Origin of the sequence: Massilia sp. YIM B02763 (genome assembly GCF_030412015.1) — a bacterium.
Classification (GTDB): Bacteria; Pseudomonadota; Gammaproteobacteria; order Burkholderiales; family Burkholderiaceae_D; genus Telluria.
Genome location: NZ_JASNRD010000003.1, coordinates 126398 through 143221 on the forward strand (window position 1 = coordinate 126398; position 16824 = coordinate 143221).

General features: G+C 65.8%; 16 protein-coding genes. 5 read left to right on the top strand and 11 right to left on the bottom strand.

Going from position 1 to position 16824, the window contains the following annotated elements; translation table 11 throughout:
• Positions 1–87 precede the first annotated feature (87 nt).
• The 7 genes from QPK32_RS06215 to QPK32_RS06245 all read right to left on the bottom strand — a co-directional run bounded on the left by QPK32_RS06215 (position 88) and on the right by QPK32_RS06245 (position 7856).
• The gene (locus QPK32_RS06215) at positions 88–438 is read right to left on the bottom strand and encodes a flagellar protein FlaG (protein WP_290411911.1); all 351 of its coding nucleotides are present in this window, start codon (positions 436–438) and stop codon (positions 88–90) included.
• An 87-nt stretch (positions 439–525) separates the two neighbouring features.
• Positions 526–1959 carry a flagellin gene (locus tag QPK32_RS06220; protein ID WP_290411912.1) on the bottom strand — a complete coding sequence of 478 codons (1434 nt, stop codon included), beginning with the start codon at positions 1957–1959 and terminating at the stop codon, positions 526–528.
• Positions 1960–2119: 160 nt separating this feature from the next.
• A complete protein-coding gene (gene fliB, locus QPK32_RS06225; protein WP_290411913.1) occupies positions 2120–3355 on the bottom strand; it encodes a flagellin lysine-N-methylase in 1236 nt (411 codons plus the stop codon).
• Between the two features lie 54 nt (positions 3356–3409).
• Entirely contained in the window at positions 3410–4999 is a 1590-nt protein-coding gene (locus QPK32_RS06230; RefSeq protein WP_290411914.1) for a GGDEF domain-containing protein, read from the bottom strand.
• Positions 5000–5124: 125 nt separating this feature from the next.
• Entirely contained in the window at positions 5125–5772 is a 648-nt protein-coding gene (locus tag QPK32_RS06235) for a response regulator transcription factor (protein WP_290411915.1), read from the bottom strand.
• Positions 5769–7259 carry a PAS domain-containing sensor histidine kinase gene (locus QPK32_RS06240; protein ID WP_290411916.1) on the bottom strand — a complete coding sequence of 497 codons (1491 nt, stop codon included), beginning with the start codon at positions 7257–7259 and terminating at the stop codon, positions 5769–5771. Before QPK32_RS06240 ends, QPK32_RS06235 begins: the two co-directional genes overlap by 4 nt.
• Positions 7260–7289: 30 nt before the next feature.
• A complete protein-coding gene (locus tag QPK32_RS06245; protein ID WP_290411917.1) occupies positions 7290–7856 on the bottom strand; it encodes a hypothetical protein in 567 nt (188 codons plus the stop codon).
• Between the two features lie 121 nt (positions 7857–7977).
• Here QPK32_RS06245 and greB point away from each other — a divergent pair, with 121 nt between their 5' ends.
• Positions 7978–8547, top strand: coding sequence for a transcription elongation factor GreB (greB, locus tag QPK32_RS06250; RefSeq protein WP_290411918.1), 570 nt, complete (start codon positions 7978–7980; stop codon positions 8545–8547).
• Positions 8547–9140 carry a biliverdin-producing heme oxygenase gene (locus QPK32_RS06255; protein WP_290411919.1) on the top strand — a complete coding sequence of 198 codons (594 nt, stop codon included), beginning with the start codon at positions 8547–8549 and terminating at the stop codon, positions 9138–9140. The genes greB and QPK32_RS06255 overlap by 1 nt, the downstream gene beginning before the upstream one ends.
• Positions 9141–9266: 126 nt before the next feature.
• On the opposite strand, the gene QPK32_RS06260 is transcribed toward QPK32_RS06255, so the two are convergent.
• The 4 genes from QPK32_RS06260 to QPK32_RS06275 form a co-directional block, all read right to left on the bottom strand.
• Entirely contained in the window at positions 9267–11510 is a 2244-nt protein-coding gene (locus QPK32_RS06260; protein WP_290411920.1) for a bifunctional (p)ppGpp synthetase/guanosine-3',5'-bis(diphosphate) 3'-pyrophosphohydrolase, read from the bottom strand.
• Positions 11511–11746: 236 nt separating this feature from the next.
• Complete coding sequence (rpoZ, locus tag QPK32_RS06265; RefSeq protein ID WP_005665923.1) at positions 11747–11950, bottom strand: DNA-directed RNA polymerase subunit omega; 204 nt, start codon at positions 11948–11950, stop codon at positions 11747–11749.
• Positions 11951–12017: 67 nt separating this feature from the next.
• Positions 12018–12665, bottom strand: a complete 648-nt coding sequence (gmk, locus tag QPK32_RS06270; RefSeq protein ID WP_290411921.1) for a guanylate kinase — start codon at positions 12663–12665, stop codon at positions 12018–12020.
• A 152-nt stretch (positions 12666–12817) separates the two neighbouring features.
• Positions 12818–13705, bottom strand: a complete 888-nt coding sequence (locus QPK32_RS06275) for a YicC/YloC family endoribonuclease (protein ID WP_290411922.1) — start codon at positions 13703–13705, stop codon at positions 12818–12820.
• A 178-nt stretch (positions 13706–13883) separates the two neighbouring features.
• On the opposite strand from QPK32_RS06275, the gene QPK32_RS06280 reads away from it, so the two are divergent.
• Genes QPK32_RS06280 through rph form a run of 3 tightly spaced genes read left to right on the top strand, consistent with a single transcriptional unit; the run spans position 13884 to position 16636 of the window.
• The gene (locus tag QPK32_RS06280; RefSeq protein WP_290411923.1) at positions 13884–14909 is read left to right on the top strand and encodes a serine/threonine-protein kinase; all 1026 of its coding nucleotides are present in this window, start codon (positions 13884–13886) and stop codon (positions 14907–14909) included.
• Positions 14910–14924: 15 nt separating this feature from the next.
• Positions 14925–15857, top strand: coding sequence for a PP2C family serine/threonine-protein phosphatase (locus QPK32_RS06285; protein WP_290411924.1), 933 nt, complete (start codon positions 14925–14927; stop codon positions 15855–15857).
• 44 nt (positions 15858–15901) lie between these two features.
• Positions 15902–16636 (top strand): ribonuclease PH, encoded by a 735-nt coding sequence (gene rph / locus QPK32_RS06290; RefSeq protein WP_290411925.1) that lies wholly within the window; start codon positions 15902–15904, stop codon positions 16634–16636.
• Positions 16637–16824 lie beyond the last annotated feature (188 nt).

Here is a 16824-nt window from a genome sequence, read left to right on the forward strand (position 1 = left end):
TTCGAACGGTTGAGCTGGTGCGGGAAAAGAAAAAGCCGCTGGCGCCCCATGGGCGGCAGCGGCTTTCCGATGCGGTACGACCGGCAATCAGGCAGTCTGGTTGATCAACAGGCCACGCATCTTGTCGAGCGACTTGGCGATTTCCAGCGCTTCCTTGGACGGCATCTGGCGCACGACTTCCTTGGTATCCTGGTCGATCACCTTGACGACGATGTCCTTGGTGTCTTCGTCGATCGAGAATTCCAGGCTCTGCGCCGAACCCAGCATGGATTCGTTGAGCTTCTTGACGGCGTCGGTCACGTCTTCGCGCGACGGTTCCGGGCCATCGGACTTGGCTTTGCTTGCCACGGAAGACACGGCCCCTTGCTGGTCGACAGCCTGGGCCGGACGTTCTTCGATCTTCGTGGTGACGGGCGAACCAACGGGTTGGATGTTCATGTTGAGTTCCCTTAGCAAAAATTCCTCGGCTGAATTTCTTCAGCCGAGGAACCGCTTACTGCACTAACTTGTGACTTATTTCAATGATTAGCCACGCAGCAGCGACAGGACACCGTTCGGCAGCGAGTTCGCCTGGGCCAGCATCGAGGTACCGGCTTGCTGCAGGATCTGGCCGCGGGTCATGTTCGCGGTTTCCGAAGCGAAGTCGGTGTCGGTGATGCGGCTCTTCGATGCCGACAGGTTCTCGGTCGAGGTTGCCAGGTTCGAGATTGCCGAATCGAAGCGCGATTGCAGTGCACCGTATTCAGCGCGCTGGCCGTTGACCTTCGACAGGGCTGCATCGGCGATCTTGATGGCGAGCTGGGCGCCGTCGAAGGTGCTGATGTCCAGGTCCGACACGGCATTCAGCTTCGAGTTGCCGTCCAGGCCGAGAGTCGAGGGGCCGGCATCGGTGACCGCGAAGCTGTTTTCCGAGTCCATGGTGATGCGGCCCAGTGCCTTGACGCCGGCGGCGGCGATAGCCACAGGGGTCGTGTCTGCCTTGCCGGTACCCAGGTACTTGGTCAGGGTGGCGCCGGTGCCGGCGGTCGCGAGCTCGATCGTGTTGCCCGATTCATGGGTCAGCTTCACGCCGCCATCCGCGAACGACGCGGTGACGCCGGTCTTGGCCGACTGCGCGTTGAAGGCGCTGATCGCGGCGGCGTAGCCGTTGGCGTCGGTGGTGGCACCGATCGAGAACGAGATGTCGACGGCGGTGCCGTTGTCGCCCTTCAGCGACATCGTGTACGCGGTGCTGGCGGTACCTTTCAGCAGCGCGTCGGTGCGGGCGGTGGCAGTGACGCCGGAGTCGCCCGAGGCGGCGTTGATGCCGGCCGCCACGTCCTTGGCGGTGTCGCCAGCCTTGGTGGTGTACGAACCGGTGCCCAGATAGCCCGAGATCTTGATTTCCTTGCCGGTAGCAACGGCGGCAGTCGCGGAAATGGCGGCTGCGTCCTTCTGCAGGCGGTTGTCGCCATAGGTGTTGGTCTGGAAGTTCGCACCGTTCATCGAGATCAGCTGGCCCGCATTGGCGCCGACCTGGAAGTTGGCGGTGCCCATGGTGCCGTCCAGCAGCTTCTGGCCGTTGAATTCGGTGGTGTTCGAGATGCGGTTCAGTTCCGAGGTCAGCTGGGTGACTTCGGTCTGCAGCGCCTTGCGGTCGCTGGCGGAGTTCGACGAGTTCGACGATTGCACTGCCAGTTCGCGGATACGCTGCAGGATATTGCCTGAGCTTGCCAGGGCGCCTTCAGCGGTTTGGGCCATCGACACGCCGTCGTTCGCATTGCGGGTCGCCTGGTTCATGCCCTTGATCTGCGAATTCATGCGGTCCGAGATCGCCAGTCCTGCGGCGTCGTCTTTTGCGCTGTTGATGCGCAGGCCCGAGGACAGGCGCTGGATCGAGGTGTTCAGCGAAGCTTGCGACGACGACAGGTTACGTTGGGCGTTCAGGGATGCGACATTGGTATTGATTACGGATGCCATGTTAGTCTCTCTCGACTTAGGTCTTGCGGGGTGTGGCGACGTGCCACTGGTTCACTTTGGTCTGTCACACTGTTCCGTGACATTCAAACCGCCGTTGTTTTGGGTAACGGTGCCCTGCGGAAAAAGTTTAGGGCCGACCATAAATTTTTTTGACGCTGGCCTAGCTGCGCAGGAAACCGAACAATTTATCCAGCTCCCCCCAGCCGCTGTCCTCAAGCGACTGGTTGACTTCCTTACCAAAAACGGGGTCGTGCTCGAAGCGACGGCAATACAGCTGGACGGTGGAGACTAGGGTTTCAGGGGCCGCTAGCGCGCCATCCGCTGCGCATTGGGCCGCCAGCATGAAGCGCAGCAGGCCGAAACGGGCAACTAGCTGCAGGTAATTGCGGTAAGGCGAGCTGCCGTTGAGCGGGAACCAGTTGAGGAACATATCGTTCAACAGGTAATTGCCGAGCAGGTAGGGGGCCAGTTTCAGTGCCTCGTCCAGGCGCGCCAACCCATGCACATAGGCATCGACCAGGGCGGCGGCGGCGACCTGCCCGTGCTGGTCGGCACCGAGGCCTTGTGCAATACGGTCGAGCATGGCAGCGTGCATGGGTGAGATCGTGGTAAATCCTTTCGCGGCCCACAGAGTCGCGAATACCATGGCTTGGGCCTGGTAGTTCGGACGGATCAGGTCGAGCGCGGACAGTAGTTCGCCGTTCTCGAGCGTGGCAACCGTACGTTCCAGCAAGGCTGACAGTTCCGCCTGCCTGCCATTTTGGATCAGCCGTGTGAGTTCGTCACAGAACACGCCCAGAATGGCCAGCCTTTGCCAGATTGCCAGGTCCTCGGTACGCATCAGGTTCAGGCAGAGGATGCGTGTCTCGTTCATCTGATCGAGCGACAGGCCGTACTGGGGCTGGATCGTGTCGACGGTGTTGTCGCGCACCGCGATCGGGGCCTCAGTGAACTCGAAGGCATCCGCGGCCAGCAGGGCCAGGCGCGCGGCCTCGGGGCAGGATAGCGTCAGCGCCTGCTCGGTCTGACCGGCGAAGAGGCGGGTGGCGCGCGGGAAGCTGAAGCAGACGTCGGACAGGAAGCTTTCGTCGAGGTGCTTGTGAACTGCGCACAGGCGGCCTTCCAGCAGCGAGCAGTCCTGTTGCGGTCCCTGCAGACGGATTACGCCATAGCGCTTGGCGCCCGCCGTGTCAGGTTCGCGCATCACGTTCTGCGCCATCAGCGGACCGAGCACGGTGTCGGTCTGCTGGCGATAGGCCTTGTAGGTTTTCTTGTCGAGATGAACGCTCCAGCCGGAGCAGCAGGAATCCTCGCAGGCCGGGCCGATGCAGGAAAAGCGTGCGGCGTAGCGGGGGACGAGGGCGGTCAGCTTGCGGGTACGATGAAGGATGGCCATGGATGGAGGAGGCGCCGCGGCGCCGCTGGTATGAATCGTTAGGGCAAGGATGGCTCAGTCGGCCACCACCACCCGGTTCTTGCCGCTCTGCTTGGCCAGGTACATCGCCCGATCGGCCCTGGCCATCAACGACGCCTGCTCCTCGTTCTGGTGCCGCAACGCGACGCCGCACGAGAAGGTAATGAGCATCTTCTCGTTATCGTGCAGGAAGAAGTGCCGCGTCAGCTCGCGCTGCACGCGCACCATCGCGGCCGTGGCGGCTTCGACCGTCGTTTCGGGCAGCAGGATCAGGAATTCCTCGCCGCCGAAGCGGGCGATCACGTCCATCGAGCGCAGCGTGTCCTTGACCACCTTCACCAGGTGGCGCAGGGCGCCGTCGCCGGCGATGTGGCCGTAGGTGTCGTTGAGCTTCTTGAAATTGTCCAGGTCGAGCAGGGCGACGCACAGCGGCGTGCCGCGGCGGTCGGCGCGGGCCGTTTCGCGTTCGAACACATCGTCCAGGCCGCGGCGGTTCAGGCTGCCCGTCAGCTGGTCTTCGCGCACCAGTTCGCTCATATGCTGCAGCTTGGCTTCCAGCTCGCGGATGCGCGCCTCGGCTTCCTGCACTTCCTGGTGCGCGGCCAGCATGCGGTCGCGCGAATCCAGCGCCTCGGCCTGCACGCTGCGGGTCTCGCGCAGCACTTCTTCCAGCACCTCGTTCAGTTCCTCGATGTTCGAGGCGCCGCGGATGCGGTCCGAGAAGCGGCCGATCTTTTCCTGGAAGTCGCCCGTCGAGGCCGCCACCGAGCCGAGGCGGTCGATGAACGTCATCATCATGTTCTTGACGGTCGAGCGCACGTCGGCGATGCCGTGCTTCAGCTGGCCCTGCTTGTAGATCACGTCCTTCAGGCTGCGCGTGGCGTCTTCCAGCGCGCGCCCGTCGAGCGGGCCGGAGATGAGGTCCTGCACGGCGGCGACCTGTCCCCGCATCCAGCTGTCGTCGTCCAGCAGCTCGCTGACGTTTTCCAGCAACAGTTTGAACAGGCGCAGCAGCAATTCCTGCTGCTCGCCCAGGTCGCCGCTCTTGAGTTCGATCTGATAGCACAGTTCCTTCAGGCGCCGCGCGATGTCCTGCAGCGCGTCATCGCCCTGCGCCGTCTTGAGCGCCGCGCCCAGCGCTTCCGCTTCGTTCGCCAGCGGCGACTTGGGCGGCAGCAGGGCGGCGACGGCGAAGGTCAGCGTACGGCCGAGGGCGTCGCGCAGCAGCTTCGCTTCGGCGTCCTCCACGCCCAGCGCCATCACCGGGTGGGTGTGGCGGCGCAGGTGTTTTTCCGCCAGCTGCGACAGCGTGCGCGCGTAGCCTTCCCAGTCGCGCTGCTTGACGGCGCGGTTCAGGCGCATGCCGAAGTCGGCCAGCTCGCCGGGCGTCTCGACGAGGCGGGTGGCGAAGCCGGACAGGACGTTCTCGGCGCCGTGGTCGGGTGCCGGGGCCGGCGCCGGCACGGGAACGGGGGCCGGTTCGGCGGCGATGCCGAGGATTTCGTTATAGATGTCGCGGTAGGCCTCGGGCGTCGGCGCGATGCGGCGCAGGGCCAGGCGCTTGAAGGCTTCGCGGGCAATGTCTGCCGGGTTCTGGCCGCCTGGCGGGTTCGTGGTGCTGGACATGATGGACGATGCAACTTCGAATAATTATGTCCGTCATGGTACTGGAAGTTGCAAGACTTGATTCAGGGAAAAACCACTGAATTACCGCGTAGTCTTGTCCTTACAACTTGCGTGTGATCAAAAGATTAATCGACCAACTGGTTGCGGATGGCGTAATGCGTCAATTCGGCACTCGTTTTGAGTTTCATTTTAGATAAGAGCCGCGAGCGGTATTCGCTGACGGTCTTCACCGACAGCGACAATTCGCCCGCGATCTCGCTGACGGTCTTGCCGGAGGCGATCATGGTCAGCGTCTGGTATTCGCGGTCGGACAGGCCTTCGTGCGGGGCCGCCTCGTGGTCGTCGCCGACCTGGGCCGCCAGCACCTGGGCCAGCACGGGGCTCACGTAGCGCTGGCCGGAGGCCACCTGGCGGATCGCCGTGACCAGCTCGCGCGGCGCGCTCTGCTTGGTGAGGTAGCCGGCGGCGCCGGCCTTCAGGGCGCGGATCGCGTACTGGTCCTCGCGGTGCATCGACAGCATCAGCACGGCCAGTTCCGGCTTGTCCTTCTTGATCTGCTTGAGGACCTCGATACCGTTGCGGTCGGGCAGGGAGATGTCCAGCAACAGCACGTTGCAGCGCGACTTGCGGAACAGCTTGACGGCATCCAGCCCCGTTTCCGCCTCGCCGGTGACGGCAATGTCGCGCTGCTCGGCGAGGATCTGTTTCAGGCCTTCGCGCACGATGGCGTGGTCGTCGGCAATAAAAACGCGGATGCTGGTCTTGTCGCTCATGCTGTCGTTGTCGAGGGTTGGCCGGCCGCCTGCGGCGCGTCCAGCCGGATCTTCACTGCCACCATCGTGCCACCGCCGGGGGCCGGCGACAAGGTCAGGGTGCCGCCCAGGGCCCGGGCCCGTTCGCTCATGCCGCGCAGGCCGAAGGACTGCGGCTTGAGACGGTCGGAAGGCGCGATGCCGCGTCCATTATCGCAGATGGTGAGGAGCAAGTCGCGGCCCTGGCGGTCGAGGTCCACCGTCACGCGGGTCGCCTCGGCATGCTTGGCGATATTCGTCAGCGCTTCCTGGAAGATGCGGAACAACGCGGCCGCATGGTCCGGGTCGAGCGCGACTTCCTTGGTGTTGCTGCAGAAGATGCAGGGAATGCCCATGCGCTTCTCGAATTCCTGGGCCTGCCAGCCGAGCGCGGCGACGATGCCCAGGTCCAGCATGGCCGGGCGCAAATCGAGGGCGATGCGCTGCACGGCCTCGATGCTGCGGTCGACCAGGTCGTCCAGGTAGCGCGCCTTGTCGCGCAAGGCGGGGTCGTCGGGCAGGCGTTCGGCCAGCATCGCCAGCGCCATCTTGATCGCCGTGAGGTTGCCGCCCAGGTCGTCGTGGATCTCGCGCGCGATGCGGGCGCGTTCCTGTTCCTTCACCTGCTCGATGTGCTCGTTCAACTCGGCCAGGCGCGCGCGCGAGGCGCGGATCTCTTCCTGCTCCAGGCGGCTGGCCGTGATATTGGTCATGAAGCCGTCCCACTGCGTGCCGTCTTCCAGCGGCAGCGGGGTGGCGCGCAGGTTGATCCACTTGACGTCCTTCCAGGCGTCGATCCAGATGCGGCCTTCCCAGTTCAGCGTGGTCAGTTCGGATTGCGAGGCGGCCAGTTCGTCGAGGTAGTCGTTGCGGTCTTCCGGCAGGATCAGTTCCAGGAAGCGCTGCGGCGCCTCCTGCAGTTCGGCCGCCGACATGCCCAGCAGCGCGCCGCAGCCTTCGCTCAGGTAGGGGAAGGCGACGCGGCCGTCGTCGTACTGCACGAACTGGTAGACCAGGCCCGGCGTGTGGTCGACCACGGCGTCGAAATGGGCCTGGTACTGTTCCAGCGCGGTGGCGACGGCGTACACCAGCGCCAGGTCGTCGTCGATCGCCAGCAGCAGGCGGCGGCCGTCGCGCACCACGCGCAGGAAGTGCAGCTTGGCCGGATAGCTGCCGCCGTCGGCGCGCTGGAACTGGGTGCGCAGGCTGTCGTGGGCGCCGGCATCCTGGCTCAAGCCTTCCAGCAGGTCTTCCAGCTTGCCGCGCTCCAGTTCCGGCGCCAGGTCGAACGGGGTCATCGTGCGCAGCGCCTCAGCATCGTAGCCCAGGCTGGCCTGCGCCGCGGCGCTGGCGTCGACCAGCAGCAAGGTGGCGGCATCGAACAGGTAGACGTCGCTGATGCCGGACTGCAGCTCGGGGGCGAGGGTGGGCGACTGGGCGGTGCCGGAAACAGGGAGGTTGAGGCTCATGTCGGGCTCTTGGTCTGGGCGGATGGTGGATCAGCGGCGCCGGGCGCGCCACTGGACGATGAAACGGCGCAGCACGCGCGCCACGTGGCTGCCGTCGCGGCTGCCGAAGGCCGGTCCGGGACGGGGGCGGCGGCGCCAGCGGCGCCAGTTCAGCCTGGCCGCGCGCAAGGCGCGGGTCGTGCCGGCATAGGCGCGGCTTGCGCGCAGGTAGGCGATGCAGCGGTTCTTGATGCGCATGAAGGAGCCATGGCAGCGCGCGAACCAGCCGACGGCCAGCAGCGTCGGCAGCGTCAGCGCATACAGCCGGGCCACCACGGCCGCGCCGCCCAGCTTGGCGGCGACGAAGCAGGCGACGCCGGATGCCGCATGGCCCTTGGCGATCGCCCACAGGGCCAGCAGCTTGACGGGAAACAGCAGCAGCCCGGGCAGCACGAAGGCGCACAGGGCCGCGTACGGCGGCAGCGCGCGCACGCGCCGCTCCAGCGCCGCCAGCAGCGGCCAGCGCGCGAAGCAGCGCGCAATAGCGCGGCACAGGCGCAGGCCGGCATTCCAGCACCATTCCTCGAGCAGCAGGACGAGGGCTGCCAGGTAGACCAACGGTGCGACAAGGCTTCGTGTGGCGGGGCGAGTCATGCCTGAATGATACGGTAAATATGAAACAGGAACCCGGCCTAGCGTGCTCGCGTCCCGGCTGACCATCTGGCGCTAGAATGGCGGCATGAACAAAGCATTCGTAAAAGAGTCGGACAACGACGACGATGACGCCGAGGCGTTGGCGCTCGCCCAGGCGATTCCCGCCGGCTCCAAGAACTACATCACGCCGGCCGGCCACAAGGCCATCAAGGACGAGCTGCTGCAGCTGATCGACGTCGACCGTCCCGAGGTCGTGCGCATCGTGCACTGGGCCGCCTCGAACGGCGACCGCTCGGAAAACGGCGACTACATCTACGGCAAGCGCCGCCTGCGCGAGATCGACCGGCGCATCCGCTTCCTCACCAAGCGCCTCGATTCGGCCTTCGTCGTCGATCCGTCCGTGCATTACGGCAACGACCAGGTGTTCTTCGGCGCCACCGTCACGTACGTCAACAAGGCGGGGGAAGAGCATACGGTGACCATCGTCGGCATCGACGAGCTCGATCCGCTGCGCGGCCTCATCAGCTGGGTGTCGCCGGTGGCGCGCGCGCTGACCAAGGCGCGCGAGGGGGATGTCGTCACCCTGAACACGCCCCTGGGTGTCGACGAGCTGGAAATCGTCGCCGTCGAGTATCCGGAACCGGTTGCGGACTGATGGACGGCTCCACCGATCTCGCATGCGGCCCCGACCCGCTGGCCGCGCTGCGCGCCGCCACCCAGACGCGCCACGAAGCGCTCGACAGCGGCCTCCCGATCGGCAAGGACGACGCGTCGCTGGCCGATTACGCGGCCCACCTGACGCTGTTGCGCGCCTGGCTGGCGCCGCTGCAGGACTGGCTGCGCCATGTCGAGGACGGCCCTCAGGCCGATGCCCGCTTCGACAACGACAAGCGCCTGGCGCTGCTGCAAGCTGATCTGGACGAGCCGGGCATGCCCCCATCCGCCCTGCCGGCGGACGCCGCGGCCTGGCCGCAGGATGCCAGCCCTGCATGGCGCTGGGGTGTGGCCTACGTGGTGGAAGGATCGCAGCTGGGCGGCGCCGTGCTGTACGGCCGCCTGCATGCGCGGCTGGCGCCGCATCCGCTGCGTTACCTGAAGGGAGACGACGCCGGCCCGGGGCCGCGCTGGCGCGCCTTCATGCAGGCGCTGCGCGCGAACGTGCGCTCGCCGGAGGAGATCGCCGACGCATGCGCGGGCGCGTGCGCGGCGTTCGACCGGATTCTGGCTTTACGTACGACGATGGCGTGACATGGTAGGGTGGACGGCTCTGCCGTCCACGCGTGCAGGCAGCGGCGACTATGTCGATATGTATGCTTGCGTCGAACGCGTGGACGGCAAGCCGTCCACCCTACCGACACGGAGCCGCTACGGCGTTCAGGTCCGCTCGCGCTCCACGCGGTTCACGCCCGCCACGCGGCGCAGGTTGCGGATCAGGTGGGCCAGGTGCACGCGGTCCTTCACCTGGATGGTGAAGCGCAGCTGCGTCATCATGGCTTCGTCGTCCTCGTCCATGCCCACATAGGTGATGTTGGCGTCGGATTCGCCGATCTCGGCCGCCACGCGGGCCAGGATGCCCTTCTCGTTGTTGATCAGGAGGCGGATGCGGCAGTCGAAGCGGCGGTTCAGTTCCTCGCCCCAGCGCACGGCGATCCAGCGGTCCGGTTCCTTCAGGCGCAGGCGCTGGGCCTGCGAGCAGTCGGACGTGTGCACGACCAGGCCCTGGTCGCGGCGCAGCTGGCCGATGATCTGGTCGCCCGGGATCGGCAGGCAGCACGGCGCCAGCTGCACGGCCACCCCTTCGCTGCCGTAGATCGTGACGGGGTCCAGTTCGCCGCCGCTGCTCGGTTGCGCGGGCAGGGCGTCGACGTCGCCGTCCATCAGGCCGAAGATGTGGCGCGCCACCAGCGCCGGCATGCGCTTGCCGATGCCGAGGTCGGCGTACAGCTCTTCCATCGACTTGGCCGAGGATTCGGCCAGCAGGCGCTCGATGGTCGCCGGCGTCAGCTCGGCCGTGACGCCCAGCTGGGCCAGCGACTGGGCCAGCAGTTCCTGGCCCAGTTCGACGGATTCGTTCAGGTTGACCGTGCGCAGGTGGTGGCGGATCGCCGAGCGCGCCTTGCCGGTGCGGACAAAACTCAGCCAGGTCGGGCTCGGGCGCGATTGCGGGTCGGTCTCGATCTCGACGATGTCGCCGTTGTGCAGCTCCGTGCGCAGCGACGCCGGTTCGTGGTTGATCTTGACGCCCACCGTGTGGTCGCCGATGCCCGTGTGGATGCTGTAGGCGAAGTCCAGCGGGGTGGCGCCGCGCGGCAGGGCGATGATCTTCGACTTGGGCGTGAACACGTAGACGGAATCCGGGAACAGGTCGACCTTGACGTGTTCGAGGAATTCGGCCGAGTCGCCCGTCTGCTGCTGGATGTCGAGCAGCGACTGCAGCCAGGCGTGAGTACGCTGCTGCAGGTCGGACATGTTCTGGTCGCCCGTCTTGTACAGCCAGTGCGCGGCCACGCCGGATTCCGCCGTGCGGTGCATGTCCTGGGTGCGGATCTGGAATTCGACCGGGGTGCCGTAGGGGCCGATGAGGGTGGTGTGCAGCGACTGGTAGCCGTTGATCTTGCGGATCGCGATGTAGTCCTTGAACTTGCCCGGCATGGGCTTGTACAGGGCGTGCAGGGTGCCCAGCGCCACGTAACAGTTCGGGATCGAGTCGACCACGACGCGGAAGCCGTACACGTCCAGCACCTGCGAGAACGACAGGTGCTTGTTGCGCATCTTCTTGTAGATGCCGAACAGCGTCTTTTCGCGGCCGTAGACCTCGGCCTGGATGCCGGCCGTGGCCAGCTGGTTCTTGACCGCGTCGAGGATCTTCTTGACCACTTCGCGGCGGTTGCCGCGCGCCGCCTTGATCGCCTTGGACAAGGTCTGGTAGCGCAGCGGGTACAGGTGCGAGAAGGACAGGTCCTGCAGCTCGCGGTAGATGTCGTTCAGGCCGAGGCGGTGGGCGATGGGCACGTAGACTTCCATCGTCTCGCCGGCGATGCGGCGCTTCTTGGCCGGGACCATCACGCCCAGCGTGCGCATATTGTGCAGGCGGTCGGCCAGCTTGATGAGGATGACGCGCACGTCCGACGCCATCGCCAGCAGCATCTTGCGGAAGTTTTCCGCCTGCGCCTCGACGACGCTCTGGAACTCGATCTTTTCCAGCTTGGACAGGCCGTCGACGAGGTTCGCGACCTGCGGGCCGAAGCGCTCGATCAGCTCTTCCTTCTTGACGTCCTGGTCCTCGATCACATCGTGCAGCAGCGCGGCCATGATGGCCTGGGCGTCCAGCTTCCAGTCGGCGCAGATCTCGGCGACGGCGATCGGGTGCGAAATATAGGGCTCGCCCGACTTGCGCACCTGGCCGAGGTGCATCTCGTCCGAGAAGCGGTAGGCTTCCTTGACGCGCTTGAGTTCGACGGGCGTGAGGTATTCGGCCAGCTTGTTGGCCAGGTGGGTGATCGACGCGACACCCGGGGCGCTCGCCGTATCGGCTTCCTGCGGCTTGGCGGAACGGCCGGGCCGGTTCGCTTGGGAAGTGGTGCCTGAGTGGACGGAGTCCGGTGAAGACAAATTCATACGCAATTTAATCAGCCGCTGTATATGGAAGCAGGATATCAGAATAACGCGCCGGTCGAATCCAGGTACCGGAAGTCGCTCGGCGGGGGGTGCTGCCAGGGGCCTTAACGACGTCGTCCCCGCGAAGGCGGGGACCCAATTTGCATTGCCGATACGCTTGCTAAATTGGGCCCCCGCCTGCGCGGGGACGACGGGTGATCGTGACGATCGGTTAAACCAGAGTCATCCCTGGTCTATTACATCGGGACTTTCTTCAGCATTTCCAGGCCGACCTTGCCTGCGGCGATTTCACGCAGGGCGACGACGGTCGGCTTGTCTTTCGCTTCGACCTTCGGGGTGTGGCCCTGCAGCAGCTGGCGCGCGCGGTAGGTGGCGGCCAGGGTCAGCTGGAAACGGTTCGGGACGTTCTTCAGGCAATCTTCGATGGTGATACGGGCCATGGTGCTAACTCCTAGACGGACTAATCAGAAAAATGGTGCTGGCGGGACGAATGTTCCGAGCCGGATTTCAGGTGTTTGGTTGCAGTGCGTGGATTCCCAGCTGGGCGAACAGCTCGCAATTGCGGGCGGCTTGCTGGGCGAAGCGCAGGCGTGTCGCTTTGACAATTGCTTGCAGCTCGGATAGGGCGACGTTGAACTCTTCGTTGATGATAGCATATTCGAACTCGGGAGCGTGAGCGATCTCGCCTCCCGCCGCCAGCAGGCGCCGCGTGATGATGTGCGGTTCGTCGGTGCCGCGCTTGTTCAGCCGTTCTTCCAGCGCCGCGATCGACGGCGGCAGGATGAAGATGCCGGCCGCGTCCGGGAACTGCTTCTTCACCTGGCGCGCGCCCTGCCAGTCGATCTCCAGCAGGATGTCGGTGCCCGTCTTCATTTCCTGTTCCACGGTCAGGCGGCTCGTGCCGTAGTAATTGCCGTGCACCTCGGCCCACTCCAGGAACTCGCCGCGCTCGGCGCGGGCGACGAAGTCCTCGGCGCTCGTGAAGTGGTATTCGCGGCCGTCCTGTTCGCCCGGGCGCGGCGGACGCGTCGTGGTCGAGATCGACAGCTTGATGCCCGGTTCCTGCGCCAGCAGCGCATTGACCAGGGTCGATTTGCCGGCGCCGGAAGGGGCGGCGACGACGAACAGGCTGCCGGAGAAGGCGTTGGTGAGCATGGTGGGTTCCTTTTATTACGTGTGATTCGCGTATTGTCGCATTCCGGTATTGCAGAATGCAATTGAACGCGTGGACAGCGAAGCTGTCCACCCTACGTAGGGTGGACGGCTCCGCCGTCCACGCGTCCAACACGGCCTGCTGGCCGCACACCTTATTCGAGGTTCTGGACCTGCTCGCGCATCTGCTCGATGAGCAGCTTGAGCTCCATCGACGCATCCGCCAGCTCCTTCACCGACGCCTTGGCGCCCAGCGTGTTCGCTTCGCGGTTCAGTTCCTGCATCATGAAGTCCAGGCGCTTGCCGACCTGGCCGCCCTTCTTGAGGATGTGACGGGTCTCGTTCAGGTGCGCGGTCAGGCGCGACAGTTCTTCCGAGACGTCGATGCGGATACCGTACAGGGTCACTTCCTGGCGGATGCGCTCGAACACTTCCTGGCGCGTGAGCACGGTCGGGTTGCCGTGGCCGGCCAGGCCCAGCGCATCCTGCATGCGCTCGACGGCCTTCTGCTGGAACTGGGAGATGACTTGCGGGATCAGCGGCGTGATGCGCTTGACGATGGCTTCCATCGACTCGATGCGCGAGACCAGCATGGCTTCCAGCGCCGCGCCTTCGCGGCGGCGGCTGTCGACGAAGGCCGCAATCGTTTTCGCGGCGAGCGCGGCGACGTCGGCCTGGAGCGACTCCTGGCCGACCTGCGCTTCCTCGATGACGCCGGGCCAGCGCAGCAGTTCGGCCACGGTCATCGGCGGCGCCGACACGAAGTGGCGCGTGACCTCGCCCTGCAGGCGGGCCAGGTCGGCCAGCAGTTCGTGGTTCAGGACTTGCGACCCGGCCGCGGCCTTGCGGCCGAACGACAGGCGGACTTCGACTTTGCCGCGCGTGATGGCGGCCATGATCGCGGAGCGCAGGTCCGGTTCCAGCGCGCGCAACTCGTCGTTGATGCGGAACTGCAAGTCGAGGAAGCGTGAATTGACGCTCTTGATCTCGATCGTCAGTGTCCCGGCAGCCCCTTCGCTGGTGGCTACCGCATAACCTGTCATGCTAGAAATGCTCAATGGAATCCCCGGGTTTCATGGAATCTCGCCTCACCACCGTGCGCCGCGCTGCCGGTCCGCCGTTGGCCCGCGCCGACAAGGGGTTGCCGAGCTCCCTTTATTCTTTACAAAGCGGTGATTTATCCACACAATCGCCGTGTTTAGCAAGGAATACTTTTCCCACATGGCTGCACAAAATAACGCACCCCTGCCCGATGGGCTGGAAATTGGTGGATATCGCATTGTAAAGAAAATTGCGTCCGGCGGGTTCAGTATTGTTTATCTTGCATATGATTGCGATGGCAATGCAGTTGCAGTCAAGGAATATCTCCCCAGCGGCCTGGCGCTGCGCCAGCCCGGCGAGCTGGTGCCGGCCGTCGCCAAGCCCAATCTGCCCGTGTTCCGCATCGGCCTGAAATGCTTCTTCGAGGAGGGCAGGGCGCTGGCGCGCATCGTCCATCCGAACGTCGTGCGCGTGCTGAACTTCTTCCGCGCCAACGACACCGTGTACATGGTCATGGCCTACGAATCGGGCCATTCGCTGCAGGAATACGCGGCGCGGCTCGGCGCGCGCGGCAGCCGCGCGGGCGAGGCCTTCATCCGCCGCATCTTCATGGGCGTGTGCGCCGGCCTGCGCGAAGTGCATGCCAACAAGCTGCTGCACCTGGACCTGAAGCCGGCCAATATCTACCTGCGTACCGACGGCTCGCCCATGCTGCTCGACTTCGGCGCGGCGCGCCAGACCATCCATACGGATTCCCCGACGCTCACGCCCATGTACACGCCCGGCTTCGCGGCGCCCGAGCTGACCAGCAAGGCGGTCGCGCTGGGGCCGTGGACCGATATCTACAGCATCGGCGCCGCCCTGTATGCCTGCATGGCGGGCACGCCGCCGCAACCGGCCGACCAGCGCCGCACGGACGACCGCATGGACGCGCAGTGCGCGCAGCTCGGCGGGGACTATTCTCCGGACCTGGTGGCGCTGGTGAAGTCCTGCCTGGCGCTCGATCCGCTGGCGCGCCCGCAAAGCGTGTTCGCCGTGCAGAAGACGCTGCAGGCCGGCCTGGCGCAAGCGCGCGGCGGCGACGAGGAACGGGGCCTGCCGGAGCAGGAGCAGGAGCAAAACCAGGAGCAGGAGCAGAAGCAGCCGCCGGCATCGGGCTGGCGCGGCCTGGTCGACCGCATCGGCTTCGGCCGCGGCCGCGCCTGAACAGCGGAGGGTGCGATGCAATTCTCGGTTTACCAGCAAAGCCATATAGGAGGACGCGCGGTCAACCAGGACCGCATGGGCTACGTGTACACGCGCGAGGCGCTGCTGCTGGTGCTGGCGGACGGCATGGGCGGCCACGCGCGCGGCGAGATCGCCGCCGCCATCGCCCTGCAAAGCCTGTCGGCGCTGTTCCGCGCCCAGGCCACGCCCTATGTGCGCAAGCCCGAACGCTTCCTCGAGGATGCGCTTCTGCAGGCGCACCAGGACATCGTGCGCTATGCGCGCGAGCGCGCCATGCCGGACAATCCGCGCACGACCATCGTCGCCTGCCTCGTGCAGCACAACTGCGCCGTGTGGGCGCATTGCGGCGACTCGCGCCTGTACTGGATGCGGCGCGGCCAGGTGCTGGCCAGGACGCGCGACCACTCGCACCTGGAGCACCTGATCGCCAAGGGCCTGGCCGATCCGTCCGAGCGCAATACCCACCCCGACCGCAACAAGCTGTACAGCTGCCTGGGCGCCAACGCCGCGCCGCGCGTCGAGTTGTCGCGCCAGGCCAGCCTGCAGCCGGGCGACATGCTGCTGCTGTGCTCCGACGGCCTGTGGTCGGTCCTGCCCGACACCGAGATCGCGCACCAATTGTCCAGCCGCGGCGTGGTGCAGGCGGTACCGGAGATGGTGGCCATGGCGACGTCGATCGCCGGCGGCCGCGCCGACAACACGACGGCGCTGGCGATCCAGTGGCAGGGCGAACACGCGCAGGGCGCTGCCGGCGCTGCCGGCGTCGTCTCGACCCAGCTGCTGCAGGAAGGCGAGGTCACGACCCGCATGGCAGGCCGCGGCGACGGCAGCGATGGCGAAGCGGACCCGTTCGACGAGGACGACATCGAAAAGGCGATCGCCGAGATCCGCGACGCCATCGAGAAGTCCTCGCAGCTGCTCAAATAAACAATTTATACTGGCCCACCAAGCAACAAGGACAAAGGATTCCCATGAGCGCCACCACCCGCCCCAGCGGCCGCACCGTCGACCAGCTGCGCGTCATCCGCATCACCCGCGCCTACACCAAGCACGCCGAAGGATCGGTCCTCATCGAGTGCGGCGATACCAAGGTGATCTGCACCGCCAGCATCGAAGAGAAGGTGCCGGGCTTCCTGAAGGGCAAGGGGCAAGGCTGGATGACGGCGGAATACGGCATGCTGCCGCGCTCGACCCACACGCGCATGGACCGCGAGGCCGCGCGCGGCAAGCAGTCCGGCCGCACCCAGGAAATCCAGCGCCTGATCGGCCGCTCGCTGCGCGCCGCCTTCGACCTGCAGGCCTTCGGCGAACGCACGCTGCACCTCGACTGCGACGTGATCCAGGCCGACGGCGGCACCCGCACGGCGTCCATCACGGGCGCGATGGTCGCCGCCTACGACGCGTTCTCGCGCCTGGTGGCGGCGGGCCTGCTGCCGGCCGTCCCCGTCAAGCACTTCGTCGCCGCGATCTCGGTCGGCGTGGTGGGCGGCGTACCGATGCTGGACCTGGACTACGTCGAGGACTCCAGCTGCGACACCGACATGAACGTCGTCATGACGGAAGCGGGCCACTTCGTCGAGGTGCAGGGCACGGCCGAGGGCGAGGCGTTCGACCGCGCCGGCATGAACCGCCTGCTGGACCTGGCGGAGGGGGGCATCCGCGAGCTGGTGGTGCTGCAGAAGCGGGCGCTCGGGCTCGCGGCCTGAGACGCCGCGGGAACGCATGGTGGGCACGTGGTGCCTACCCTACGATTGAGCCCGGGCACCGGTAGGGTGGACGGCTGTGCCGTCCACGCGTTCGGCCAGTGCCGGCCCCGCGTTCAGCCAATGCCGGCCCCGCGGAAACGCATGCCTCCGTTGAACGCGTGGACGGCCAAGCCGTCCACCCTACGCGG